The 26,359-nt window shown below is 36.4% G+C and carries 17 protein-coding genes; 8 read left to right on the top strand and 9 right to left on the bottom strand.

The window, feature by feature from the left end; translation table 11 throughout:
• Positions 1-34 precede the first annotated feature (34 nt).
• A complete protein-coding gene (gene kdsA, locus ACXACQ_RS14360; protein ID WP_474976647.1) occupies positions 35-871 on the bottom strand; it encodes a 3-deoxy-8-phosphooctulonate synthase in 837 nt (278 codons plus the stop codon).
• A 3-nt stretch (positions 872-874) separates the two neighbouring features.
• Positions 875-1,423, bottom strand: coding sequence for a KdsC family phosphatase (locus tag ACXACQ_RS14355; RefSeq protein WP_474976646.1), 549 nt, complete (start codon positions 1,421-1,423; stop codon positions 875-877).
• Positions 1,424-1,555: 132 nt separating this feature from the next.
• On the opposite strand from ACXACQ_RS14355, the gene ACXACQ_RS14350 reads away from it, so the two are divergent.
• Both ACXACQ_RS14350 and ACXACQ_RS14345 read left to right on the top strand, forming a co-directional pair.
• On the top strand, positions 1,556-4,000 hold the full coding sequence (locus tag ACXACQ_RS14350; RefSeq protein ID WP_474976645.1) for a penicillin acylase family protein: 2,445 nt from the start codon (positions 1,556-1,558) through the stop codon (positions 3,998-4,000).
• Complete coding sequence (locus ACXACQ_RS14345; RefSeq protein ID WP_474976644.1) at positions 3,997-4,368, top strand: hypothetical protein; 372 nt, start codon at positions 3,997-3,999, stop codon at positions 4,366-4,368. Before ACXACQ_RS14350 ends, ACXACQ_RS14345 begins: the two co-directional genes overlap by 4 nt.
• Here ACXACQ_RS14345 and ACXACQ_RS14340 read toward each other — a convergent pair.
• A complete protein-coding gene (locus tag ACXACQ_RS14340) occupies positions 4,365-4,898 on the bottom strand; it encodes a DUF4920 domain-containing protein (protein WP_474976643.1) in 534 nt (177 codons plus the stop codon). The genes ACXACQ_RS14345 and ACXACQ_RS14340 overlap by 4 nt on opposite strands.
• Positions 4,899-5,263: 365 nt before the next feature.
• On the opposite strand from ACXACQ_RS14340, the gene ACXACQ_RS14335 reads away from it, so the two are divergent.
• Positions 5,264-7,597 carry a PKD domain-containing protein gene (locus ACXACQ_RS14335; protein WP_474976642.1) on the top strand — a complete coding sequence of 778 codons (2,334 nt, stop codon included), beginning with the start codon at positions 5,264-5,266 and terminating at the stop codon, positions 7,595-7,597.
• A 74-nt stretch (positions 7,598-7,671) separates the two neighbouring features.
• Here the strand turns inward: ACXACQ_RS14335 and ACXACQ_RS14330 are convergent, their stop codons facing one another.
• From ACXACQ_RS14330 to ACXACQ_RS14315, 4 genes are read right to left on the bottom strand one after another with little or no spacing between them, the layout of a single operon-like run.
• Positions 7,672-8,790 (bottom strand): glycoside hydrolase family 16 protein, encoded by a 1,119-nt coding sequence (locus tag ACXACQ_RS14330; RefSeq protein WP_474976641.1) that lies wholly within the window; start codon positions 8,788-8,790, stop codon positions 7,672-7,674.
• 9 nt (positions 8,791-8,799) lie between these two features.
• Positions 8,800-10,227 (bottom strand): PKD domain-containing protein, encoded by a 1,428-nt coding sequence (locus ACXACQ_RS14325; protein WP_474976640.1) that lies wholly within the window; start codon positions 10,225-10,227, stop codon positions 8,800-8,802.
• Between the two features lie 18 nt (positions 10,228-10,245).
• Positions 10,246-11,724, bottom strand: coding sequence for a RagB/SusD family nutrient uptake outer membrane protein (locus ACXACQ_RS14320; RefSeq protein ID WP_474976639.1), 1,479 nt, complete (start codon positions 11,722-11,724; stop codon positions 10,246-10,248).
• A 5-nt stretch (positions 11,725-11,729) separates the two neighbouring features.
• A complete protein-coding gene (locus tag ACXACQ_RS14315; RefSeq protein ID WP_474976638.1) occupies positions 11,730-14,813 on the bottom strand; it encodes a SusC/RagA family TonB-linked outer membrane protein in 3,084 nt (1,027 codons plus the stop codon).
• 280 nt (positions 14,814-15,093) lie between these two features.
• On the opposite strand from ACXACQ_RS14315, the gene ACXACQ_RS14310 reads away from it, so the two are divergent.
• Positions 15,094-18,009, top strand: a complete 2,916-nt coding sequence (locus tag ACXACQ_RS14310; protein WP_474976637.1) for a two-component regulator propeller domain-containing protein — start codon at positions 15,094-15,096, stop codon at positions 18,007-18,009.
• A 150-nt stretch (positions 18,010-18,159) separates the two neighbouring features.
• A complete protein-coding gene (locus ACXACQ_RS14305) occupies positions 18,160-21,603 on the top strand; it encodes a PKD domain-containing protein (protein WP_474976636.1) in 3,444 nt (1,147 codons plus the stop codon).
• A 58-nt stretch (positions 21,604-21,661) separates the two neighbouring features.
• On the opposite strand, the gene ACXACQ_RS14300 is transcribed toward ACXACQ_RS14305, so the two are convergent.
• Positions 21,662-22,396, bottom strand: coding sequence for a DUF4395 family protein (locus ACXACQ_RS14300; RefSeq protein ID WP_474976635.1), 735 nt, complete (start codon positions 22,394-22,396; stop codon positions 21,662-21,664).
• Positions 22,397-22,849: 453 nt separating this feature from the next.
• Between ACXACQ_RS14300 and ACXACQ_RS14295 the strand changes: the two genes are divergently transcribed.
• Entirely contained in the window at positions 22,850-23,725 is an 876-nt protein-coding gene (locus ACXACQ_RS14295) for a carbon-nitrogen hydrolase (protein ID WP_474976634.1), read from the top strand.
• Positions 23,715-24,800 carry an agmatine deiminase family protein gene (locus ACXACQ_RS14290; RefSeq protein ID WP_474976633.1) on the top strand — a complete coding sequence of 362 codons (1,086 nt, stop codon included), beginning with the start codon at positions 23,715-23,717 and terminating at the stop codon, positions 24,798-24,800. The genes ACXACQ_RS14295 and ACXACQ_RS14290 overlap by 11 nt, the downstream gene beginning before the upstream one ends.
• Positions 24,801-24,838: 38 nt before the next feature.
• Here the strand turns inward: ACXACQ_RS14290 and wrbA are convergent, their stop codons facing one another.
• Positions 24,839-25,450 carry an NAD(P)H:quinone oxidoreductase gene (gene wrbA / locus ACXACQ_RS14285; protein WP_474976632.1) on the bottom strand — a complete coding sequence of 204 codons (612 nt, stop codon included), beginning with the start codon at positions 25,448-25,450 and terminating at the stop codon, positions 24,839-24,841.
• Between the two features lie 224 nt (positions 25,451-25,674).
• Between wrbA and ACXACQ_RS14280 the strand changes: the two genes are divergently transcribed.
• Positions 25,675-26,283 carry an RNA polymerase sigma factor gene (locus ACXACQ_RS14280; RefSeq protein WP_474976631.1) on the top strand — a complete coding sequence of 203 codons (609 nt, stop codon included), beginning with the start codon at positions 25,675-25,677 and terminating at the stop codon, positions 26,281-26,283.
• Positions 26,284-26,359 lie beyond the last annotated feature (76 nt).

Below are 26,359 nucleotides of genomic sequence, written 5' to 3'. Positions count from 1 at the left end.
TTTATCTTACCTTTTCCGAAATTCTAACTCTTAACTATTTAGTATACTTCCTACCTACAGTCCAAACTTCTTTTAGCATAGTAATAAATGATTCGATTTCGTTTAATGGAATCATATTTGGCCCATCACTTAATGCCTTTGATGGGTCTGGATGAGTTTCAATAAAAAAGCCATCTACACCTGCAGCGGCTGCAGCTCTCGCTAAAAACGGAGCAAACTCACGTTGTCCGCCAGAGGTTCCACCTGCACCACCAGGTTGTTGTACACTATGCGTAACGTCAAATACTACGGGAGAATATTGCCGCATTATTGGCAGCCCTCTCATATCAACCACCAAGTTATGATAGCCAAAAGACACGCCTCTTTCGGTTAAACACACATTGTCATTACCTGTACTTCTTACTTTATTAACCGCATACTGCATGTCTTCTGGAGCCATAAATTGGCCTCTTTTCACTTTAACTGCCCTTCCGGTTTCTGCTGCTGCTAACAATAAGTCTGTTTGTCTACATAAAAATGCTGGTATTTGTAATACATCTACCACTTCAGCCACTTCTTTGGCCTGATATGATTCATGTATATCAGTAACTAAAGGCACTTGCAATTCCTTCTTAACTCTTTCTAAAATTTGTAGACCTCCGTCTATACCCTTTCCTCTATATGACCCAGCCGATGTTCTATTAGCTTTATCGAAGGATGCTTTAAAAACATATTTAATCCCTAGATTTTCACAAACCTCCTTCACCTTAGTACCCGTCTCCATACATATATCAAAACTTTCAGCTGCACACGGCCCTGCAAAAAGCACTAAATCATCCCCGCCTAATTCAATATGATTGGCAATCTTCATTTTCTCTTTAAAAATATCCATTCGTTATTCCAAATACGATTTAATAATTCCTTCTAATAATCCTTGAGCAGATAATATAAAATCTGAAGTCTCTCTTAAAACACCACAGCCACCTTTGGCTTCTGTAACCAAATCAGCCATGCTGCGTACATAACTTAGTGCATCACTGGGAGCTACACCTAAACCAACTGCTTGAATCAGCTTAATATCTATGATATCATCACCTAGGTATGCTACGTTTTCAGCTTCTAAATTATATTTTTTTAGTTGGTTAAGACAAATTTCATATTTATTCTTCACCCCTTGGTAGAAAAAATTGAGATTTAATTCTTTACATCTTCTAGCCACTAAATCTGACTCACGGCCTGTTATAGCACCTACCAGAATATTATTTGCTTTTAAATGCTTAATAATTTGGCCATCTTTAACATTGAAGTGTTTTATTTCATCGCCTGAATTTGTATAGATAATGCCTCCATCAGTCATTACCCCATCAATATCAAAAATAATTGCTTTTATATTTTTAGCTTTCTCAATCTGAGATTGAGAGTATTTTTTCAAAATAATTTCCATTCTTAGTTATAAATCGATCAAATATAACAGTAATATTTTTGCTAACCTTTAATATTTTTAGCTTTTATAATTAGATTAAACTTTGAAAATCTATCGCAATAAGAAAAAAATGTCTCCTATTTATCGGTAATAATGAAGCTAATCAAATTTTCAACACTCTTACTACTGACTATTTTCATCATCTATTTTTTCAACAATAGAATAGTCATATATAACGTTCCCGTACCTCCATTGGGCAAACTACTAGACCCCAACCATGGTTTTTGGCAAAATGCCCAATCGGACAGTTTAGAATATTCCAAACAAATAGACTTAGAGCATTTATCTGACAAGGTGATGGTCGAATATGATTCTAATGCTGTTCCTCACATTTATGCCAGTAACAATAGAGATTTATACAGTGTACAAGGTTATGTAATAGCACAGCATAGATTATGGCAAATGGAATTTCAAACCCATGCTGCGGCAGGTAGAGTATCTGAAATTATTGGTGAAAATGGTTTGGAATTTGATAGAAAGCAAAGAAGAAAAGGTATGGTGTATGGCGCTGAAAAAACATACGCCAGCATGTTGGCTAATCCAAAAGTAAAGGTAGCCATTGAAGCTTATGCAGATGGAGTAAACCAATATATATCATCGTTAAATTACAAAGATTTACCTCTAGAATATAAACTACTAGGGTACGAACCAGAAAAATGGACGCCTTTCAAATCTGCTTTAATTTTAGAGTTTATGGTAGATAACCTTACTGGAAGAGATGAAGATTTTGAAGACTCTAACTTCATAAAGCTGTTCGGGCTTACCACTTATAACCTACTGTTTCCTGAAAGTCCTGAAGGGGTAGAACCCGTGATAACAACAAATCCGGACTCCCTTTGGAACTTTACCACGTTACCATTAGATACACCACAGATAGATTTACCTACGGATTTAGTCAATAACATATTACCTAAGCCTGATGCGGACAATGGTAGCAACAATTGGGTAATCTCAGGTAGTAAATCTTATAGTGGTCGCCCTATTTTATGTAATGACACTCATTTAGGACTGAACCTACCCTCCTTATGGATTATGGCACAGTTACAGTCGCCAGATGTGAATGTATATGGTTTCACTTTTACAGGAGCTGCAGGTATAACCATAGGATTCAACGAATCTGTAGCATGGGGATTCACCAATGCACCTAGAGACAATAGAGACTGGTATAATATTAAATTTAAAGATGACTCTCAAAAAGAATATAAATACAATAACCAATGGAAAAAAAGTAAAATACGATTAGAAACCATAAAAATTAGAGGTGACAAGGACTTTATTGATACCGTATACTACACTTTACACGGACCGGTTGTTTATGACAAAAACTTTGGCAACAATAAAAATCAAAGTTATGCCCTCACATGGATAGGACACAAAGCGTCAAAAGTACAAAAAGCCTTGTTAGATCTTAACCGTGCAAAAAGCTATGGTGATTATGCTAAAGCTATTACCAACTGGGATGCACCTCCTCAAAACATTGCCTTTGCCAGCACGTCAGGTGACATAGCATTAAAAGTACAAGGGCAATATACTGCAAAATGGACTGGGCAGGGTAAATTTATAATGGATGGAAACAACCCCACTCATATTTGGCAAAAAGATATACCAAAAAATGAAAACCCTTACGAACTGAACCCTAAAGGAGGTTTTGTCAGCTCTGCCAACCAGCATTCAGTAGACTCTCTATATCCTTATTGGGTATACAATGCTAATAATGAGTATTACCGCAACCGTATTATTCATAGACTGCTTGAGGATAATGATAAATTAAATATTGAAGACCTCAAAAACATACAATTAAACAGTTACAGCATTCTTGCTGAAGAAGTGCTCCCCATACTTTTAGACTCCATTAACATAGAAGAGTTAGACGCTACAGAACAAAAAGCCATCACGCTTCTTCAAAAATGGGATTATAACTATAGAGCCAATGATTATGCCCCTACCTACTTTGAAGCATGGTGGAGCAACCTAAAAACTCTTTTATGGGATGAAATACTTACGAGCGGATCGCAATTAAGACCTCCGGGTGACTATAACAGCTATCTATTCATTAAAAACCTTAGCAACCATGAGTGGGTCGATATTCAGAGCTCAAAAGAAAAAGAATCACTTACTGCAGTAATCAATAAAGCGTTCAAAATTTCACAACAAGAAATACTTGACTGGCAAAAAGATAATGGAGTAGAAAATAAATGGGGCAACTACAAAGGCACATTTGTAAAACACCTAGCTGACTTAAATAAATCTCTAGCAGGTTTTAGCAGATACAACATACAGGTTGATGGGGTAGCCGAAGCCATTAATTCTACCAAAAAGAATCATGGACCTTCACAAAGATTTATTGTTGAAATGTCGTCACCTCCAAAGGCATGGGTTGTTTACCCCGGAGGTCAATCTGGCAATCCTGGCAGCCCTTTATACGACAATATGATTGACCTTTGGAAAGATGGGGAGTACCTTCCAGTTACCTTTACAGTCAACTCGCTTAACCCTAACATGATTTATAGTCAAACCTTCTACCCTGCAAACAAATGAAAACCATCATTAATATTTTAATCATAGCGCTGACATCAATAGTGCTCAACTACTTTTTACCTTTCTGGTGTTTAGCCGTGATAGCATTCGTTAGTACTTCGCTTCTTATATCTAAACCCTGGGTAGGCTTTATTTCTGGCTTTATGACCATTTTTATTATTTGGTTTGTCCTTGCATATTATATAGATGCCAGTACACACTCTATACTTACCGAAAGAATGAGCAAGATCTTTCACTTATCACACTTGGGTGTAATGGCACTTTCTGCAAGCATTGGTGGGTTTGTTACTGGCATTAGTGCTGCTACAGGAGCAGCACTCAGAAGCTTATTAGTTAGCAGTAAAAGATCTAATTATTATAACCCCTAATCTTCAATTATAACACCTTTAGCAATAAAATTAATCTCTTCTTGAGGTTTATCAATTGCAGCTACCTCTGCCTCCGACTTACCTGCATCCTTGGCAAAATGTCGGAGGGTCTCAATATCTGTAACTTCCTTCTTTGCCACTCCTTCAATGATAACTGTTTTACCCTCTACACCCTCTTTAGGCACAAAAAAGCCATAATCTTTAAATGTAACTCTTATATCTTCTTTTCCAGGGTTTGAAATGGTCATCCAACACCCTTTCTTTTTGCATGTCCCTGTTATAGTAGAGGTTACTTTTATAGCCATAGAATCATTATTTGAAAACCTAGACATCATTTCTGGCATTAAAACCACCCCTTCTTTATTAATTTTATCACCATAATAACCAGTACCCGATTCCAAATCAACCTCTTGCTGCACTGCTATTTTTTCATCTTTTTTATCCGCACCAGCACAATTACATAATAATAAGGAGATGAAAAATAATGAAAACAATAAATTCAAATTTAACTTCATGTAAGTTTTATTCATATTAGTGATTTTTGGTCTTCGTTTAAATTTAAGCTTTCAAAATACACTTTTTAAGATTCAAGGAAAATAGAATATATCAAATTTTAACCTATCACATACTTGGGTATTTCAAAAATTCATTCTTTAAAAATTCATGTATTACAAATAATTCCTTTTCTCGATTTAATTCACTGACATATCTAACCATGTCCAAAAACGACCTTTTTTTGCTGTTTTTCAAATTGTTATAAAGCTTATCGCTGCAATACGCATTTCATCGACTATTATACTACCTTACCTCCTGCCCTTGCTACTAAAGGAATATCAAAAAATATATTTACAATACATAAAAATGTTAACAAGTTAGAATGTTTGATTTATTGGTTATGAAGAAGAACTTTTTCGTTTTGTGTATTACAGCATTAATAGTAATCAGCAACATTAATGCATCATTAGGTCAACAAACAGCCAAGGAGTATGATGGCATCGGCTTTTTAGAGCATCTTCCTCCTGGGTATGATGATTCTAGTGACGAAACTTATCCGGTAATGATATTTTTACACGGCTTAGGCGAAAGAGGAGATGGAAGCGAAGAAGATTTGCTTAGCAAAGTAACTAAATATGGTCCTCCTAAACACATTAAAAATGGACATAATATGTGTTTTGAAGTGAACGGAAAAGAAGAATGCTTCATTGTAATATCACCACAGCTATCAAGCGACAAAGATTCTTGGTATGCCTCATATGTAGATGTAATCGTAGATTATGTACTCAATAGTGGTAATTACAAAATAGATAAAAACAAAGTGTATTTGACAGGTTTAAGCCTTGGTGGAGGTGGCACATGGTCTTACGCTTACAACTCTGTCAATCAACCTAATCAATTAGCGGCAATAGCACCAATTGCTGCATGGGGAGTAAATAGTAAAGGTTGTACCATTGCTGAAACAGGAATGGGCATTTGGGCATTTCACGGAGATAATGATGGCACTGTAGCATACTCTAAAGGTTTAGCCATGTATAATGCGGTTTACAACTGTACAAACAATCCTACTGAAGCAAATATACGTTTCACCACTTATGAAAATGTTGGACATAACTCATGGTCACGAGCGTATAAAACCGACCATTCACTACATCCAGAAAGTGTTTATGAATGGCTCCTTAAACACTCTTTAGATGATAGCGATGCTTCTCCTACTCCTCCGAGGGTTGATGCAGGTAATAACCTCAATATTGAACTACCTACCACTGCAACCACATTAACCGCTACTGCCACTAGTAACAATTCCACAATAGCAACCTATGAATGGGTAAAACTACAAGGCCCAGAATGTACACTAATTGGCACCAACCAAACAACACTAACAATCAGCGATTTACAAATTGGCTCATATAAATTTCAAGTAACAGTTACGGATGAAAATGGTCTATCGGCAGTTGATGCGGTATATGTAATTGTATCACCAGCGCCTATCATTGGTGAAGGTAGTTGGTTACAATTGACTACAACTAATGCAGGAGGCAAAACGCTAGCCCTATATTACAATAGCGACAAATCAAATGGCGAAATGCAACCAGCCACATCTTCGGGAAATAATACTTTACAGTTCAATTTAAAAAAGATAGCCGGTAATGTTGATTGGAGCAGAATGGATGTTCAACTAATTGCAGGTTATCAAACCCAAACTGTAACATTAGGTAACTATGTTAGCGAAGCTGCTAATTGGACCACCGTAACCATTCCATTGGCCGACTTTGGCTTTGACCCCGACAAATTAAATACTGGAATATCCAGTTTTCAACTTAAAATGAGATCTGATTTTGGAGCATCTACTTTAGGCATAGATGAAATTATATTTACCGGAGGTACATCTCCATTCATATGGTATGGCGATAGTTATACGCTATCTGGAGATATAAATTCTGTAATAGAAGTTCCTGAGTTTTATATATCGGGCAGGTTTACATCTGGAGGAGACATTCCTGAAGATGAACCAGAATCTGGTAACTGGCTTGAGGTTACCGCCAATGATGTGGGAGGAAAATTATTAGCACTATACTATAATGCGCTAAAAGATGAAAGTATTAATATGGATGTTACTTCAGGAGGAAATAATACTTTAAGCTTTAAGCTAAAAACAATCAATGGTTCTGCTAATTATGACAATATTGACATTGAAATAACTGCTTCTTACCAAACTAGAGGTGTTTCAATTGGTGATTATATAATTGATATCATCGGAAGTGATTGGGTAGAAATTAACATACCATTATCGGACTTCTCTCACTCTCAAGGAAAAATTGAAGGCGGGGTATCTAGAGTAGATTTAAAAACCAGATATGGATTTGGCGCTGCAGTGTTTGGGATTGATGAAATAAGCTTTACCGGAGGTAGCTCACCATTCATATGGTATGGTAATGATTATGAGATTTCTGGTGCAGAAGAATCAGTCTTAGACAGTCCAGACCTTTATATCTCTAATAGATTAATGAACTCTTTGGCAAAAGTAGCTTTCATTGATAATAATGAAGCATCAAGAAAAATATTTACAGTTAACGTTTATGATTTAAAGGGTAATAAAGTAAAATCAATTGAGTCATCAGGTATTACAAAATCTGAAATATTAGATGATGCTATTTTAAGCACTGGCATGTATTTTATTAGAACCTCTAGTAAAAACACAGGCTTAAAGGCTTTTAAAGTAATTATTCGATAATTAATTACTGGTGTGCAAAAAAGAAGGCCATCCAAATTGGATGGCCTTTATTACTTATTTATGACTGAACTTTACTATTCAGGCTGATACACTCTAATGTAGTCTACTTTAAATTCTTGAGGAAAAGTAGTTTCTGCATCAGGGCTACCAGGCCAGTTACCACCAACAGCCAAGTTAATTAGTAAAAAGAAATCTTCATGAAACTCACTTAAATCTTCAGGAGAAATATCTATCACAAAATAAGATACTCCGTCTACATAACTTGTAAGCTTATCTTCTTCCCAAATAGTGGTAAAAATATGGTAATCATCTGCAAATATGCCTGATTGTAAACGCGTATAAGTACCGTAATTTGCTGCTTGTCCCGAACTCTCCCAGTGCAAAGTGCTGTTAACAGTATTATCACCATGGTTGTCAACAGCTTCTCCGCCAACCATTTCCATCATATCTATTTCACCACATGCAGGCCAAGGTTTTTCATCAATGTTTTGTCCTAACATCCATAAAGCAGGCCAAATACCTTGTCCTTGTGGCAACTGGGCTTTAATATCCACCCTTCCGTATTTAAAATAATACTTATCCTTTGTTTTAAGTCTAGAAGAAGTATAGTTAAAACCATTGTAATTCTCCTTCTTAGCCGTTATTGTTAATACACCGTCAGAGACAACGGTGTTTTCTTCTCTGTAATATTGTAACTCATTATTACCCCACCCATTATTATTACCTATTTCAAAAGTCCAGTTAGACTCATCTAAAGAGCTTCCATCAAACTCATCAGACCAAACTAACTGCATTCCATCAAGGCTAGGAATATCAGATTCTGGCTCCTCAACCGGGTCTTCATCATCATCTTCTTCAACCTCTTCCTGTAATATAATTTGCTCGGTTACTTCAGTATATTGATCATCAGAAGCATGCGCACGAATCACTACATCGTATGTTCCATATGCATCAAATGTATAAGAGGCGGCTCCATCATTTGATACAGCTTCTGGCAACGTAGCCTCATTCTCTCCAAAATAAAAGGTATAAAAATTAGCATTATCAGCATGCGCAGAAAATATCACTTCCATACCTTCGGTAGTGGTTGATACTTCCAAATTAGACGGCAATACCAATGTCTCATTATCTGAGTCTTCACCGCAAGCGGTGAAGACTATTAATGTATAAATTAGAAAAATGTATTTTTTCATGTTCATAGGTTATTGTTGAACTTGTCTTAAATCATCAAAATAATAAACATCATCATCACATGGCTGATCTTTATCAAAATACACAATCATGCTACTGAATGTTAAATCAGAGGCAGCATCAGAAAAATCAAAAGTTAATTCTTGCCATTCACCAATTTGAGTTATGGTAGCGGCTCTCTCCAATGAAGGGTCTGCATTAGGGTAAGGTTGTCTTTCCAATCTTAAAGTAACATCTGTAGTTTGATTTACAGCGTAAACCTTCATTTTGAAAATCTTCTGATTTGCATTTGAAAAATCGATAGCAGGAGATGGTGCATAGGCCGCCCCTGAGTAAGTTTGACAACCACTTGCCTTAATATATGAATTAACATAACAACTAGGGTTAGCAGTGGTCTTAAAAGGGTTCTCAATTCTCTCGGCAGTTACACCTTCAAACCCACCGAACGCAATATCTGATTGTAAATTAAAATTAAAGCCGTTTGAAGCATCTAATGACTCTCCTGTTTCTGCGGTACAGTCTGTAGGCTCTTCTCCGGGTCCATCATCAGGATCTTCCCCTGTAGGAGCATCAGTAGGAATCAATCTCAAGTACCATCTAAATGCCTCATTACTGGCATCTTTATATCTTAAAAGCATATGTTTCTCATCTATCTCTTGAATTTGATAAGAATTAACTCCAGTATAAAAACCTAAGAAATTACCTTTACTTAATGTTAAAACAGGGTAACCTTCAGCATCTTGATCCACCATACTCCAAGTTGAATTTTCAGGACCTTCATATGGAGCAGTAAAATCATTATCATCTGGACCTGCTTTATAAGCACCAGGAAAACTAGATGCTTGCATATCATCTACATATACCTGACCTTGTGTATTCATCTCAAAGCCATAAGCAGCAAGTTTAAAAGTAAAACGATCGTTATATAAACCATATCCGCCCTTAGCATTAGCTTCCGCCTGATAATATTCTGGCCAATAATTACTATTTGGTCCCAAGCCAAAATGACCTGCTTTTGTTGAGTCTATATACCAAGTTCTCCCTGCAATAGCATCGATACCTCCTGTTAAATTATTATATAGAGGGTTATCTAATAATGTAGGATCGTCCTGAAGTATATTTACTTCTTTGGTTTTAGTAACACTTCCAGCTCCATTGTATACCGTTAGACTTACTAAATATACCCCTGCATTTGGGTAAGTCCCCATTATCTCACTTCCGCTTCCTGTACTTCCATTACCTAAATCCCAATATTTGATAAACTCTTCTGAAGAAGTACTAAAAATCACCTTATTAGGAGTTTCATCAGAGGGAGTAATTGTAAACTCCGCACTAGACTCACTAGGAGCGGTATTGTCTAATTCATAATCATCTTGACAAGCCATAACGACAGCTACTATGCCAAGTAAAATGGTTAAATTCTTAATAATTTTATTCATAGTAATATCATCTAATCATTAATAGCCATCATTCTGTGCCCATCCAGCTCCTGAAGTATTGATTTCAGCTTGAGGAATTGGGAACAACTCGTTCTTATTCACTTGGAAACCTTCAATACTTTGAGCTGCCTTACCTGTTCTTACAAGGTCGAAAAATCTCAAACCTTCTCCTGAAAACTCTACCCTTCTTTCATGATAAATAGCTTCTGTTAACGCATTGCCAGAAAGATTTACATTAGGCATGTTTACCCTGGCTCTCACTTGATTTAAATAATCTCTAGCCGTACCATCATTAGGTGCACTTTTTCTATTATATGCTTCTGCGGCCATTAAAAGAACATCTGCATATCTAATTACCTGAAAATTAAGAGGACTTGTTAAATCATTATCTGCTGCTCCTAGTTCCTCTGTACGCTTTATGTACTTATTATTATAATATCCAGTATGTCCGCCAGCTCCTACACCATAAGTAATCTCATCTGCATTAGGTTGCGCAGCAATAAATTCATCTATATCCAATACGCTAGCTCCTAATCGAGGATCCCCATCTTCAAATTCATCTACTAAATTCTGTGTTGGCAAATTATAACCGTTACCATCAGAGTAATACGGGCCGTTGTAATTTCTTATACCCTGAAATCCTACAGCTGCATTTCCTTCTAAACAAACTAGACATTCGTATGAGCCTCCTTCTGTTCCGATATACTGAATATCAAAAACAACTTCGTTGTTACCTTCATTTTCCAAAAGGAACATAGTTGAATAGTCATCAAATAATGAGTATTGTCCTAATTCAATTACCTGATCGAGTGTGCTTGCTGCCAAGTCAAATTTATCTTGATACAAATAAACTTTCCCTAACAATGCTAAAGCTGCTCCTTTAGTTACCCTACCTTTTTCAGCAGGAGTTAATGGTAAAATCTCAGAAGCCTCTATTAAATCCATTTCTACCTGAGCATAAACCTCCTCAGCAGTAGCCCTATCATAATTGGCAACTTCAGATCTATCTACAGTAAGATCAACGAGTAAAGGAACTCCACCAAAAAATTTCACTAATTGGAAATAATAGTAACCTCTCAAAAATTTGGCTTGTGCTAAAATATCTTCTTTACCCTCAAACTCAATATTATCTTTATTTTCGAAAATATAGTTACACCTAGCAACGCCAGCATACAAATACCTAAATAGAGTTTTTAACTCTTGAGTAGAAGCGTTATGCAACATTTGATCGATATCATGAAGCCCTTTGGTATCATTCACACTTTCGCCACCTGCAATTGAGTTATCTGAAGCTATCTCACCAATCCAATTTATCAAATAACTGGTCTGCAGCAAATCATAAGCTCCTATAAGAGCCTGATCGTAATCTTCAGGAGCTTGAAAGTAATCCTCTTTATCTACCTGAGCTGGAGGATCAACATCTACAAATTCATTACAACTAGTTGTTAATAGGAGTGATACTAAGATTAGCGATCCTATTTTATATATACTTTTCATCTTTATCAAAACTTTAAATTAACACCCAACATATAAGTACGAGGCTGAGGATAAAAACCATAATCAACACCGGGCGCAGTTGAACTACCTGAATTGAAATCTGGATCATACCCCATATACTTTGTAAGTGTAAATAGGTTACTAACTGAAGCATAAACTCTAAACTGGTTTGCTCCTATACGCTTTAATAACTCCGAAGGAATTTTATAACCTATTTGAATATTCTTTAATCTTAAAAAAGATCCATCCTCCACAAAATAATCTGAAATAATGTTATTATTAGTTTCTTCGTTTGTCAATCGAGGATTTTCATTGGTGCTTCCTGGCCCTGTCCATCTATCCATTCTATAAGCCATAAGATTTGCTTTCGGTAATTGTCTTTCATAGTTTCTTAGAATATCATTACCGATGGAAGCGTAAAAATTCATAGATAAATCGAAGTTTTTATAATTCGCGCCCAAGTTTAATCCCATAGTAACATCTGGTATTGGAGAACCAATAACAGTTTTGTCATTATCATCACCAAAAGAAATCTCTCCGTTTCCGTCTATATCTTTAAATCTTAAGTCTCCAGGGTGTGCATTTGCCTGTGTAACTCCTCTTGAAGCAATCTCTTCTTCAGTTTGATATACTCCATCAGTTTTATAGCCATAAAAAACACCTAAAGGCTGCCCAGTCATCATTCTAGAAGTATAATCACCTCCTACGCTAAAGCTTCCATATTGTAGAAATGGCACACCATCGGGCATTTCAATTACTTCATTTTTTACTGTAGTAAGGTTGTAATTTACATTAAAACTAAAATCATCACCTATGCTTTTATTATAACTAAGCGCTAACTCTAATCCTGAGTTTCTCACACTACCAGCATTTATAATAGGCATCAATCCTCCAGGTCCGTAAGCACCTATCAAAGCAGAAGCTTCTGGCGCAAAAAGTAAATCCTTGGTTGTTTTGATATAATAATCAAGTGTAACGTCTAAGTCACCTTTAAGAACTGTAGCATCTAAACCAAAGTCAGCCTGATGTGTAGTTTCCCATTTCAAATCTTTATTACCATATTGGCCAATAGCGGTACCAATTTGAGATGCATCATTAAATGGATAAACTCCTTCACCTGTTAAGTTCTCCTTGTAAGCAAAGTCCGCAATTTGGTCATTTCCTGAAACACCATAACTTGCTCTAATCTTAGCAAACTGCAACCAGTCAACATCAAAGAAATCTTCGTCAGTTATTACCCATGCACCACTATATGATGTGAATATTCCCGACTTATTATTTTCACCGAAATTGGTAGAAGCATCTCTACGAATTAATGCAGAAAATAGATATTTTCCCATGTAGTCATATTCTGCTCTTAAGAAACCCGAAATTAATCTATTTAATGCACGAGAAGATGAGGTATTATTAATAGTTGATGGACTCTTTGCTAATCTAATTTCAGCATTTTCCCACTTGCCATAAGGCACATTATAAGCAGTTCCATAAAGACCATTCATGTTTCTTCCGAACATAGAAAAACCAGCAGTAGCTTTTAATCCATGTACTTCATTAAACAGATTATCATAATTTAGGAAACCCTCAATAGTATAATCTAAATAAGTCTCTTTACCCTGATTTACAGTATTAGAATATGGCACATCCAAATCGCCCACTGTAATAGTCAATGGATCCATATTGGCATTTGCTACAGAGTTATTTGATTTACCACTACCATAGTATGCCGGAGGCATGAAGTCCTTAGTAGTAACATTTGCATAATTATAACCAGCTCTTGCTGTTGCCTTTAATACATCGTTTATTTCATATCTAATTTCCTGCTTTCCAGTAATTTTATTAGTAATAGCACGATTATATGTGTTATCAATCAATGCCAATGGGTTTACAATTTCAGTTACCTCCTCAAGCAAAGAATAAGAACCATCTTCTCTTCTCGTTGATCTTACAGGTGAAGCATTCACTGTATTGTATAATATTGAACCAATAGAATTTTCAGGTAATGTCCTTCTTTGCTCATTGGCAAATAACAATACATTTTCTAAAGTTACTTTCGGAGCAAGCTCTGTTACAAAGTTTAATCTAGCGTTATATCTTCTAAAGCTAGATTTATCATCACCTACTATACCTTTTTGATCTAAGAATGAACCACCTACTGAATAAGTAGTTTTCTCTGAACCACCAGTAACGGTAATTCCATAATTTTGAACTGGTGCTCTCCCAAAAACCTCATCCTGCCAGTCCGTTCCTTTACCCAAATTCACATTCTCAAATAACGGAGCCTGTCCGGCTGAAGCATAAGTTTCATTCTTTAAAATAGCATACTGACGAGCATTCAATAAATCCATCTTGTTAGAAGTTTCCTGAATACCATAATATCCATTAAAAGTAAATGATGGCGCAACATTTTTCTTTCCCTTTTTGGTAGTGATATAAATTACACCATTTGCAGCTCTTACACCGTATATACCAGCGGTGGCATCCTTTAGTACGTTGATTGATTCAATATCAGAAGGATTTAAAGAGTTTAATCCATCAGTAGAATACTGAACACCATCTACTAAAATCAATGGATTATTATTTCCATTGGTAGACAGACCTCTAATTCTGATATTTAAAGCTCCACCAGGAGAACCAGACGCAGAGGTAATATTTACACCAGCAGCCTGTCCTTGTAAAGCTTGCTCTACCCTTTGTGGGTTTAACGCTTGTAATTTGTCTCCATTAACAGCAGCAATTGATCCTGTAACTTCCTTTTTATTAGAAGTTCCATATCCAACTACTACTACTTCATCAAGTGCTTTAATATCTGCACCCAATGTAACATCTATTTTAGATTGCGCACCTACTTCAACTTCTTTAGTAAGGTAACCTACAAAGCTAAAAACCAAAGTAGCTCCTTCATCTACAGCTAAAGTATAATCACCAGAAATTCCGGTCACAGTTCCCTTTGTTGTACCCTTTATAAGTACGTTCACCCCGGGCAGGGGCTCCCCAGCATCATCATACACAAAACCAGACACTTGCTGACCCTGCGCATGAAGCACAATTGCCATGAGAAAAAACAAATAAGTGAGTAGTGTTTTTTTCATTGTAAATAGTTTAGTTAATTTCGGTTTTTCCGAAAACGATTGCATTTCGAAGATGCAATTACCCTTTTTTAGTGCTTCTGTACAAAATCAGCACTACATCAATAATACATCACACTACTTTTTACCCTCATCGAAACCTACTCTATAGGTCACCTATAGTCAATAAAAGAGTTAATTGTATTGAAATAAGGCATTTTAAAGTATACATCACATTACAACAAAAAAAAATTTGAATTACATCGGCAATTATTTAGTTTTATGCCTCAACCCACTATAAACTATGCCCAATTTATTGAAAAGAGTCTTCTTGCTTGCTTTTATGCTGGCAGGTTATTTAACAGGTAGTACTCAAAACTATAACCTAGGACTACCTTTTATAAAGTATTATCCCTCAAGTGAATACAATGCGGGTATTCAAAACTGGGCCATTGCTCAGAACAAATATGGAGTAATTTATATAGCCAATAACTTTGGGGTCTTAGAATATGATGGTACTACTTGGAGAACATGTGTACCCGGCCAAGGAGTAAAAGTAAGACACATTGCTCTTGATAATGAAGGAAAAATATTTGTAGCCTGCCAAGGTGATTTTGGATATTTCTTCCCTGAAAAATCAGGTAATCTTACCTTTACCTCATTAGCTGATAGCTTACCACAAAAATATAGGAACTTTGATGAAACGTGGAGGGTATTCCTTGATACTGACCAAGTTATTTTCGCCACTTTCCAAAACATCTTTATTTATAATAAACAGAGTAATAAGTTTGACATCATTGATTTTAACAGTGCTCCGGAAAACTTCTTTTACACTAACCATCAGCTTTATATAAGTCAGCTGCAGTACGGCCTATCATACCTATCTAATGGTGAAATGAAAACCCTTTCAGGCACTGAAGAGTTAATAAACACCCGCATAAGCTCAATTATAGGTCTTTCTAATGGAAATTTATGGATAGCCACAGCAGATAAAGGCATTTATTTATATGACGGCAACAAACTGGAAAAATGGTTAACGGCAGAGCCTGACATTATTAAAGAATCAACCATTAACTGTGCTATAAGGCTTAGAAATGGAGATTTTGCTCTCGGAACTCAAAACAATGGTATTATCATTTGTAATGCTAGTGGCAAAGTAATTCTTCACATCAACAAAACTAAGGGATTAAACAACCGCACTATTCTCAGCCTGTTTGAAGATAGCCAAAGTAACTTATGGCTGGGTCACAATAACGGGATTACCTACGTGGAGCTAGGAATGCCCTTTAGATACATAAACGAACAAGCAGGGCTACCAGGCACTGGGTATGACGGCTATTTAGATGGCCAAAAGCTATATCTCGGCACCAATAATGGTCTTTATTATAAAGACTTGAATTCTGATCAAAATTTTGAGTTTGTACAAAACAGCGATGGTCAGGTATACTCTATTGATAAAATCAAGAGCCACCTACTCATGGGCCACCACAGAGGGGCTTTCGAAGTAAAAGGTACAGAAGCAGAGTTCATCAAAGAGTCTTATGGTGCTTGGACCTTTATGAGGTTAAAAAATCACCCCGATTACTTTATTGAAGGGACATATAATGGTCTGCTATTACTAAAAGAAATTGACGGGAAATTGGTATTCCAAAACACCATTAAAGGTTTTAGCGAATCATCTAGGGTGATGGAGCAGGATGAAAATGGTGACATTTGGATGACTCATGGCTACAAAGGAGTGTTTCGTTTAAAACTAAACGATGCTTTAGACTCTGTAGCCAGCCTCAAGTATTATGGCCCTGAAGATGGACTCCCCAGTAAACTACTCATCAATGTCTATAACATTCGCAATAGACTTGTATTCACTAGTGAGCATCAAATTTATAGATACGACCCTAAATCTGACAGATTTGTAGAAGATGAATTTTTTAGTCAGTTTTTTGACGATGCTCAGATCACTACATTAGCTGAAGATCCATTTCAGAATATTTACTACCTGTCATCAAAACAGATTGGAGTTCTGGAAAAAGATGCTGGCGGTGATTTTCAGAAAAAAAGCAGTGTATTTAATAAGCTAAAAAATATGCTTAATGATGACCTGCAAAATATATCTGTACTAAGTACTAACCAAATATTATTCGGAGCCAAAGAAGGTTTTATACTTTATAATGTAAACGGCACCGACATCACGCAGCAAGATTTTAGTGTACTGATTAGAAAGGTAGAGCTTACTGGTGATCACAAAGGCGAGCTTTTTAATGGTATGTTTAGAAATAACAATGAAATATCTAACATACAACCTAAAAACTGCATCAAGGAATTGCCTTATAAGCAAAATTCACTTCAAATATCATACAGTTCGCCATATGTAGACGGTTTGCGAGAAACGAAATATAGATACTGGCTCGAAAACTCAGAAAAATCGTGGAGCCCGTGGACCACAAAAACAGATAAAGAGTATACGAACCTACCGGAAGGCACATATACGTTTCACGTAAAAGCTAAGAACATTTATGGTAAAGTTAGCGAAACAGCCTCCTACTCTTTCGTGATTCTACCTCCGTGGTATCGAACTACACTAGCGTACTTCACTTACGTAATCTTTATTCTTAGCTCCTTATTCACATCATTCTACCTGTTTGACAAAAAACACAAGAAAGAAAAGCAGGCGATGTCTATGCACCAAAAGAAAGAGATTCATAAAAAGAATACCGAAATTGAAACCATTACCAAGCAAAGTGAAGAAGAAATTCAACGTCTTAAAAATGATAAGCTTCAGAGCGAAATAGAAAATAAAAACAAAGAGTTAGCAACTTCCACCATGCACATCATCAACAAAAATGGTTTTATTGCTAATATAAAAAGTAACCTTAACAGTATTTCTAAACGAAGCAAAAACCAAGAAGTAAAAAAAGAGCTGAAGAAAATTGTAGGTGATATTGATAGAAATATCTCTCAAGATGACGACTGGGAACAATTCTCATTCCACTTTGATCAAGTGCATGGAGATTTCACCAATAGGCTTAAAAAAGCATATCCGAATTTAAGTCCACAGGAGATGAAATTAAGCGCATATTTGCGCATGAACCTGTCTACAAAGGAAGTAGCTCATTTACTTAATATTTCGGTAAGAGGCGTTGAAATATGTCGTTATAGATTAAGAAAAAAATTGGAATTAGAACGTTCTGTCAACCTTCAAGAATTCATTTTAAAGTTTTGAAAAAAATTCCACATAATTGGTGATAAAATTCAACGTAGCATATCCCCACTCATCGAGATATATTATTACTAATCTTATATAGGCAAAACACTTTAAATCAGTCTGATATATTTGCGGCAAATGAATTAAGAAACTCTTGAATGACTGGTTATGAAAAACGTTTTAACCCTGTGTCTTACACTGGCAGTGTTAGGCATGTTCAATTATCCGGTAATGGCCCAACAGACTGCAAAGAAAGTGGACGGAATCGGATACTTGGAATATTTGCCGCCCGGCTATAATGACAATTCCAATGAAAAGTTCCCTGTAATCATCTTTCTGCATGGTATAGGAGAACGTGGAGATGGCAGTGCCTCGGACTTAAATAATAAAGTCGCCAAAAACGGCCCTCCAAAAAAAATTAAACAAGGCCAAGACATGTGTTTTACTGTCAATGGCAAAGAAGAGTGCTTTATTGTAATTTCTCCTCAATTAGCTAGCAATAAAGGACTTTGGTCTCCTGCTTATGTAGACGTTGTTGTGGACCATGTATTGAACAGTGGCAATTACAAAGTAGACAAAAGCAGAGTTTACCTAACAGGATTAAGCCTCGGTGGTGGTGGTGTATGGTCATATGCGTATAGCGATTATAATAGCCCCAATCAGTTTGCGGCAATAGCACCTATAGCTTCATGGGGAAGTACGAACAAAGGCTGTACTATCTCAGAAAGAGGTATGGCAGTATGGGCATTTCACGGAGATGAAGACCCTACTGTAGCCTATAATAAAGGGTTGAACATGTTCAATGCTGTTAAAAGTTGTACTAGCCCTAAGGCTAAAGCAGCATTAAAATTCACAACATACGAAGGTGTAAAACACAATTCATGGTCTCGTGCCTACGCTACCGATCACTCAGTACACAACCCAAACTTGTATGAGTGGTTACTAAAGCAGAAAAAAGGAAGCAGTAGTAATGATGATGATGATGACACTAACAATACACCTCCTGTAGCTAGTGCAGGCAATGATATTAGTATTCAGCTACCTACTACCACCCTTACCATACATGGCAAAGGTACAAGTGGCAGTAGCACTATAAAAAGTTATTTATGGAGCAAATTGAGTGGACCATCGGCTACATTGACCAACAAAACTTCTAAAGACCTAAAACTAGAAGGTCTGAAGCAAGGTACATACAAATTCAGGTTAAAAGTTACTGATAATAATTCGCTATCAGATACTGACGATGTAGTAGTTATTGTAAACCCTGCTCCTAGCGATCCGGTGGATAACGATGGAAGCTGGCTTGAACTCACTACCAAGGATAGCGGAGGTAAAGTAGTGAGCTTATATTATAACAATCAGAAAGATAAAGCTACCATGCTGCCCGTTACAGCTACCGGCAACAATAAACTTACTTTTCTATTAAAAAAAGTATCGGGTAATCCCGACTGGAGAAATATGGAAGTAAGATTAACTGCTGGCTACCAGACAAAGGCAGTGGTTATAAAAAACTATGTGAGTGCCGTAAGTAGCTCTTGGACTCAGGTTAGCATACCTTTAAGCGCCTTTAAGTTCGACAATGGCAAGCTAAATGATGGTGTTTCATCATTCGAACTAAAAATGCTTGGTGGATTTGGAAAAAGCGTTTTTGGTCTTGACGAAGTTGTATTTAAAGGAGGCTCTAGTGAATTTGTTTGGTATGGCGATGAGTATACTATATCAGGTAACAAGTCGTCAGTAGATGAAACCAGTGACTTCTATATTTCTGGAAGAAAAAGTGACGGTTCATCTGACGACAATGATGATGATAGCGATGATGATGGTGGCAGTGGCTCTACCACTGGAGGTTGGTTAGAAGTTACCACCAAAGATGCAGGTGGTAAAAGCCTTGTTCTTTACTACAATGCACAAAAGGATAACAATATTATCTTACCAGTAACATCATCAGGAAATAACAAGCTCAGCTTTAAGTTAAAAGTTGTTTCGGGCACTCCTGACTGGGAAAAAATGGAAGCTCAATTAACCGCTACCTACCAAAGAAAAGGAGTGGCCATTGGTGACTACGTACGTAACATAGGTAGCAACTGGATAGATGTAACTATACCGCTTAGCGACTTTGGATTTGATGCCAGCAGAATATCTATTGGAGTATCTGACTTCCAATTAAAAATGCGCTCAGGTTTTGGTGCTTCTGTATTTGGAATTGATGAAATCAAATTTACAGGTGGTTCACAGGCTTTTGTATGGTACGGAGATGATTATACTACTTCTGGATCTGCTGCCGCTGTGGTGCAAAATAGCGACATATACATTTCTGCGAGAAAATCGAGTGGTTCAAGCCAAACACCAGATGACAACAATTCTACTAGCTGGTTAGAAGCTACAACAAAAGACACTGGAGGAAAAGCTTTGGTCCTTTATTATAACAACCAAAAAGACACTGATGTAATAATGCCTGTAACAGCAACAGGAAACAACAAGCTTACTTTTAAGTTGAAAAGAATTTCTGGTAACCCCAACTGGAACAACATGGAGGTGCAGCTTACTGCTACATATCAAAGAAAAGGTGTGGCCATAGGCGACTATGTGACTCAAATTGGAGCTAATTGGGTAGAGGTAAGTATTCCACTTAGCGATTTTAATTTAGATGCTAGCAGACTTTCTATAGGAGTATCTGACGTGCAGCTAAAAATGAGAGCAAACTTTGGAGCTTCTGTTTTTGGTTTAGATGAAATTAAATTTACCGGGGGTACGAGAGAGTTCGTTTGGTATGGTGATGCCTACACCGTTTCAGGTCAGGCCGGATCAGTAGACCAAACCTCTGATTTCTATATCTCAAAGAGAAATAGTGGAAGCAACTCTAATAACAACACGTATTCGCCAAGTGTGTTCGCTGAAGTAACCACGCAAGATGCAGGTGGTAAAGTGTTAGCCATGTATTATAACTCAAGAAAAGACAAGGGGTACAACTTACCTGTAGTTTCTGGAGGTAATAATAAACTAACATTCTATATCAAAGAAATTGAAGGCAACCCTAATTGGAATAATATGGATGTAGTGCTGACTGCTAGCTATCAAGCTAAGTTGGTGACCATAGGAAAATATGTTTCTAATGTGGGTAGTGATTGGGTTAAAGTTTCCATTCCTTTAAGTGACTTCAAACATAGCTCAGGAAAATTAGCCGGTGGAGTATCTGATGTTGAGTTTAAATTAAGAGCTGGTTTTGGAGCTGCAGTCTTTGGACTAGCCGACATTAAATTTACTGGTGGTAGCAATGAATTTGTATGGTATGGAAGTGCATACTCTGCATCAGCCAACCCAGGTGCAGTGGATCAGTGCCCAGAAATTTATATTTCTAAAAGGTACTCTAACGGTAATGCCAGAGTAGCGGATATTCCTTTGGCTCAACAAATTGAAGATCAATTTGATGATAACGGAGAGAAAAAAGTTGAAGTCTATGATTTCCATGGAAGAAAAATCAAAGATGCACTTTCTGACGGCAATACTAAAGATGAAATTTTAGATGACATTCAACTTTCATCAGGTCTTTACATCATAAAAGTAGAAACCAAAAATCCTGAAATTCAAGGATTTAAAGTTAGAATTAACTAGTCTTTTAAAATTAAATAAGCATTAAAATGCGGCTCATTTTTTGGGTCGCATTTTTATTTTATAATAACTGGGCATGATCAAACGTACCGAGGTCATACGCCCTTCCCCACCCTTTGGAATTAATCATATTTACAGCTTGCGCACTTCTCATACCACTGCTGCAATAAATAACTACTTCCTTATTTCTATAGATTGAATGATCTGCTAAAATGGATAATGGTATATTCAAAGCTCCATTTACACTATGCTTCTGATATTCTTGTGGAGTTCTAACATCGATAAGCAGCGCTCCTCCAAGCCTCAATTCTCTTGCTTTTAGCACTGATATATGCTCCTCTTTATTCCATTTTTCATATAATAGTTCGTACAACCAACTACCTAAGCAAAAATGTGTAGATACAACCGTTACCAGTAATGAAACCAATAATACAGTGACGGCTAAAGCCCAATAAAACATTTCATTAACAAGGAACACACCTATTAGTAAATTGAGCAAAGCCCCCATCATACACGCAAATCTTCTCGGCCTAGGATTAACTGGTAATGATGTGTTTTTACCGAAAAGATTTGTAATACGATTAATAAGTCCATCAACAGGATGATAAGATTTACTCAGAAAACCGATACTACCTATGCAAAATAAACAAAAGTGAACAACAGGCTGATTAAAATATAATCCTACAATGGCCATTACCATACAAAAAGATGGCATTAACCTAACGCTATAATTAATGTCGTTAAGTTCATTTAAGCTACATTGTAAATATCCTTGTTGTAATAAGTATCTATTCATTTCATTTACTTCTCTTTAACTCAATGAGCATATTTCGTACCCAATTTTATTAAAAAACCGTTTTACCATAGCTTAGCATCATTCATCACCTCTTCATTATACTATATAACACCATTGATGTTTGTAATTTAAAATCACATCAATTTTAAATACCATTCTTTCATCAAAAAAATTAACACTTATTAACGAAAATAAGATTAAAGGCTACAAAGCTTGTAGAAAAGTGTTCTCAATATAGGATAACTAGTCCCATTTACACCTCAACTATGATTTATTTCAACCAGTTAAAAATCAACAATTTAAGGTGTAAAAATCATTGATTTGAATTCAATTTATGGACTATAGCGGCCTGATAGCCATTTATTGCAATGAATTTTCAGTTCATCGAATTTTTATTGCCATTAAAAATATTAGTAGTTAGATATACTATATTTACAACCTAAATTGTATAACGTGACCAATAAAAAAGTTAATGTAGGGTTGGTACAAATGTCTTGTACTTCAGACCCACAACAGAATCTAAATAAAGCAATTGACAAGATAAGAACAGTTGCTGCAGATGGAGCACAAATCATCTGTTTACAAGAGCTATTTGGCTCTTTATATTTTTGTGATGTTGAAGATTATGACAACTTTAAGCTTGCAGAAGCTATACCTGGTCCATCTACTGACGAACTTTCAGCGGTAGCAAAAGAACTAGGGGTAGTAATTATTGCCTCGCTTTTTGAAAAAAGAACCCAAGGAATTTATCACAATACTACTGCTGTGCTAGATGCTGATGGCACTTACTTGGGCAAATACCGAAAAATGCATATCCCCGATGATCCGGGATATTATGAGAAATTTTACTTTACTCCTGGTGACTTAGGTTATAAAGTATTCAAAACAAAGTTTGCCACCATTGGTATTCTTATCTGTTGGGATCAGTGGTACCCTGAAGGTGCTAGAATTACAGCCTTGAAAGGTGCTGAAATATTATTTTACCCTACTGCTATTGGCTGGCACAAAGACCAAGATATTGACACTAATGATGAGCAATATCAGGCATGGCACACCATACAAAGAAGCCATTCTGTGGCTAACGGTGTACCTGTAGTGTCTGTAAACAGAGTAGGCAATGAAGGTGAAATGAAATTTTGGGGCGGTTCATTTGTGACCAACTCATTTGGCAAAGTATTATACAAAGCCTCGCATAGCGAAGAAGAAAACCATGTCCAAGAATTAGATTTAGCTAAGTCTGATCAATACAGAACGCATTGGCCTTTCTTGAGAGACCGCAGAATAGATTCGTACCAACCTATTACTAAGAGATTTTTGGATGAAGAATAAAACAGCAACAGCCCTACCCCAACTACCAGCAGGAAAAACACCGGCTGAGTTAGGGTATTTCTTCCCTGCAGAATTTGCTCCGCATGAAGCCACATGGCTAAGCTGGCCACATAAAGAGGCTTCTTGGCCAGGAAAAATAAACACTATTTACCCTGTTTATGCTGATTTTATAAAGATATTAGCTAAAAGTGAAAAGGTAAGAATAAATGTGGTTAATCAGGGAATGAAAGAGAAGGCACTACAGTTTCTAATCAAGAATAACACTGATTTGAAGAATGTAGAATTCTTTATTCACCCTACCAACGATGCTTGGTGTCGCGATCATGGCCCTGCATTCCTTATTAACACAAAAGCTGAAAAGTATAAAAAGGTCATTGTTGATTGGGGATATAATGCATGGGGAGATAAATACCCTCCCTATGACTTAGATGATATTATACCTACAAAAATTGCTGAGCATTTTGAAATCCCGGTTGTTCATCCTGGTATTATTATGGAAGGTGGCGCAGTGGATTTCAATGGCAAGGGAACGGTGCTAACCACCACATCTTGTTTACTCAACAAGAACAGAAATGCTCACCTAACCCAGGACGAAATTGAAAAATACCTGGCCAATTACTATGGCATAGAACAAATATTATGGTTAGGTGATGGCATAGTTGGAGATGACACAGATGGACACGTAGATGACATTACTAGGTTTGTAAATGAAGACACGGTAATAACTGCCGTAGAAGAAAATAAGTCAGACGAAAACCACCTCCCATTACAAAAAAATCTAGAGCTACTAAAGAAAGCTCGACTTATAAATGGCAAACAGCTCAACATTATTGAACTACCTATGCCGCATGAGGTAATTTATGAAGAAATGCGACTTCCTGCTTCTTATGCTAACTTCTATATCAGCAATAAGCATGTGATAGTACCTACCTTTAGAGATAAGAATGATAGTAAAGCTTTGGATATTATTGCTAGCGCATTTAAAGACCGCGAAGTAATAGGCCTCGACAGTTGGGATATTATTTGGGGCTTAGGATCTTTTCATTGTCTGAGTCAGCAAGAGCCAAGCGTATAAAACAAAAAGAGAAGCCATAGCTTCTCTTTTTTTATTTACTACTCTTGCAATTTATGTGCAATACTAAATGCCCTTTTGGCTTGGTGTTGTACAGCCTTTTGAATTACTTCATTATCTCCCTGAATATTGCCTTCCATATCTACAGAAACACTGGTTCCATAAGGATTACCTCCTGCTTTGTAGAGCACCTCATCTGTATAACCAGGTGCAGCCACTATCGCTCCCCAATGATACATAGTAGTATATAAGCTTAAAAGAGTCGCTTCTTGGCCTCCATGAGGGTTAATGGCGCTTGTCATCGCTGTAACTACTTTATTAACCAACTTACCTTGCTGCCACAAAGGCCCAGTAGAATCAATAAATTGTTTCATTTGAGAGGGTAAATTACCAAATCTGGTAGGCATACTAAAAATAATTACATCCGCCCACTCAAGATCATCCAACGAAGCCTCCTGTATTTCCTCAGTGGCTTTATAGTGCTTTTTCCAAGCCGGGTTTTTAGCTATTGCCTCCTCTGTAGCCAACTCTTTCACCTTTCTTAACCTTGTTTCTATGCCTTGTTCTTTAGCTGCCCCTTCGGCCCATTGGGCCAATTTATAATTAGTGCCTGTACTACTATAATATATTATTGTTGCCTTTAATGTTTTCATACTCGTTGCGTTTATCAAAACTTGTTTAAACATTAAACACAGATATTATGCTTTTGTTAAAGAAAAAATGAATGTTTCCTCTAATAAAAAGTACTTTTTCAATCCGCATACGATTCAGTCATTTTTCCACATATATTTGTCTACTATTTATTAAATATATATAGTAGTTTACGGCTATCTTATTGATTAAATTACCCCTTTGCCAAATATTTTTTAGCCGTAATATGACCAACCTAAGCCCTACTGATCCTGACAAAAACGATCTAATCTTGTGGGATGAAATCCGGAATGGAAATTTACAGTCTTTTAGTAAAGTATATGAGAAGTATATGCCCGTGCTATTTAATTATGGCACAAAATTGACTAAAGACGAAAACATTGTTGAAGACAATATTCATGACCTTTTTGTTGATATTTGGCAATCTAAACAAGCATTAAACATTTCGGGATCTTTAAAATACTACTTGCTCATTTCCTACAGAAGAAGAGTTTTAAAGGCCATCGTAAAACAACGAAAAGATCAGAATCACGAAGACCATCAATTTGAATTCTTGGCAGAAAACATTGAAGATAAGTTTATTGCCCAAAGCTACCAATCGGAGCTAAAACAGAAACTTAAGGCTGCCCTGCAGTCTCTTACCAAAAGACAACGAGAGGCTATTTATCTAAAATTTTTTCAAAGCATGGATTATGACGAAATAGCCGAGGTCATGGAAATTTCTGTAGAGGCAGTATACGTGTTGATGTCTAAAGCCATTAAAGCACTTAAAGTAAAAACATCATTGATTTTGCTTTTAATCTCTGCATATTTCATAATAACAAAAAACCTATAACCCAACCAACAGCAATGTACTCTATCACTTTTATTAAATGACATAAAAAAAATTAAATTATTTGATAAGGTACAGA

Source organism: Fulvivirga sp. AWR4_260, from assembly GCF_056158185.1.
This window is presented reverse-complemented; position numbering and strand designations above follow the sequence as displayed.

Excerpts from the sequence above, each read along its gene's own strand:
- kdsA (WP_474976647.1), bottom strand. The coding sequence starts at position 871 with ATGGATATTTTTAAAGAGAAAATGAAGATTGCCAATCATATTGAATTA.
- ACXACQ_RS14355 (WP_474976646.1), bottom strand. The coding sequence starts at position 1,423 with ATGGAAATTATTTTGAAAAAATACTCTCAATCTCAGATTGAGAAAGCT.
- ACXACQ_RS14350 (WP_474976645.1), top strand. The coding sequence starts at position 1,556 with ATGAAGCTAATCAAATTTTCAACACTCTTACTACTGACTATTTTCATC.
- ACXACQ_RS14345 (WP_474976644.1), top strand. The coding sequence starts at position 3,997 with ATGAAAACCATCATTAATATTTTAATCATAGCGCTGACATCAATAGTG.
- ACXACQ_RS14340 (WP_474976643.1), bottom strand. The coding sequence starts at position 4,898 with ATGAATAAAACTTACATGAAGTTAAATTTGAATTTATTGTTTTCATTA.
- ACXACQ_RS14335 (WP_474976642.1), top strand. The coding sequence starts at position 5,264 with ATGAAGAAGAACTTTTTCGTTTTGTGTATTACAGCATTAATAGTAATC.
- ACXACQ_RS14330 (WP_474976641.1), bottom strand. The coding sequence starts at position 8,790 with ATGAAAAAATACATTTTTCTAATTTATACATTAATAGTCTTCACCGCT.
- ACXACQ_RS14325 (WP_474976640.1), bottom strand. The coding sequence starts at position 10,227 with ATGAATAAAATTATTAAGAATTTAACCATTTTACTTGGCATAGTAGCT.
- ACXACQ_RS14320 (WP_474976639.1), bottom strand. The coding sequence starts at position 11,724 with ATGAAAAGTATATATAAAATAGGATCGCTAATCTTAGTATCACTCCTA.
- ACXACQ_RS14315 (WP_474976638.1), bottom strand. The coding sequence starts at position 14,813 with ATGAAAAAAACACTACTCACTTATTTGTTTTTTCTCATGGCAATTGTG.
- ACXACQ_RS14310 (WP_474976637.1), top strand. The coding sequence starts at position 15,094 with ATGCCCAATTTATTGAAAAGAGTCTTCTTGCTTGCTTTTATGCTGGCA.
- ACXACQ_RS14305 (WP_474976636.1), top strand. The coding sequence starts at position 18,160 with ATGAAAAACGTTTTAACCCTGTGTCTTACACTGGCAGTGTTAGGCATG.
- ACXACQ_RS14300 (WP_474976635.1), bottom strand. The coding sequence starts at position 22,396 with ATGAATAGATACTTATTACAACAAGGATATTTACAATGTAGCTTAAAT.
- ACXACQ_RS14290 (WP_474976633.1), top strand. The coding sequence starts at position 23,715 with ATGAAGAATAAAACAGCAACAGCCCTACCCCAACTACCAGCAGGAAAA.
- wrbA (WP_474976632.1), bottom strand. The coding sequence starts at position 25,450 with ATGAAAACATTAAAGGCAACAATAATATATTATAGTAGTACAGGCACT.
- ACXACQ_RS14280 (WP_474976631.1), top strand. The coding sequence starts at position 25,675 with ATGACCAACCTAAGCCCTACTGATCCTGACAAAAACGATCTAATCTTG.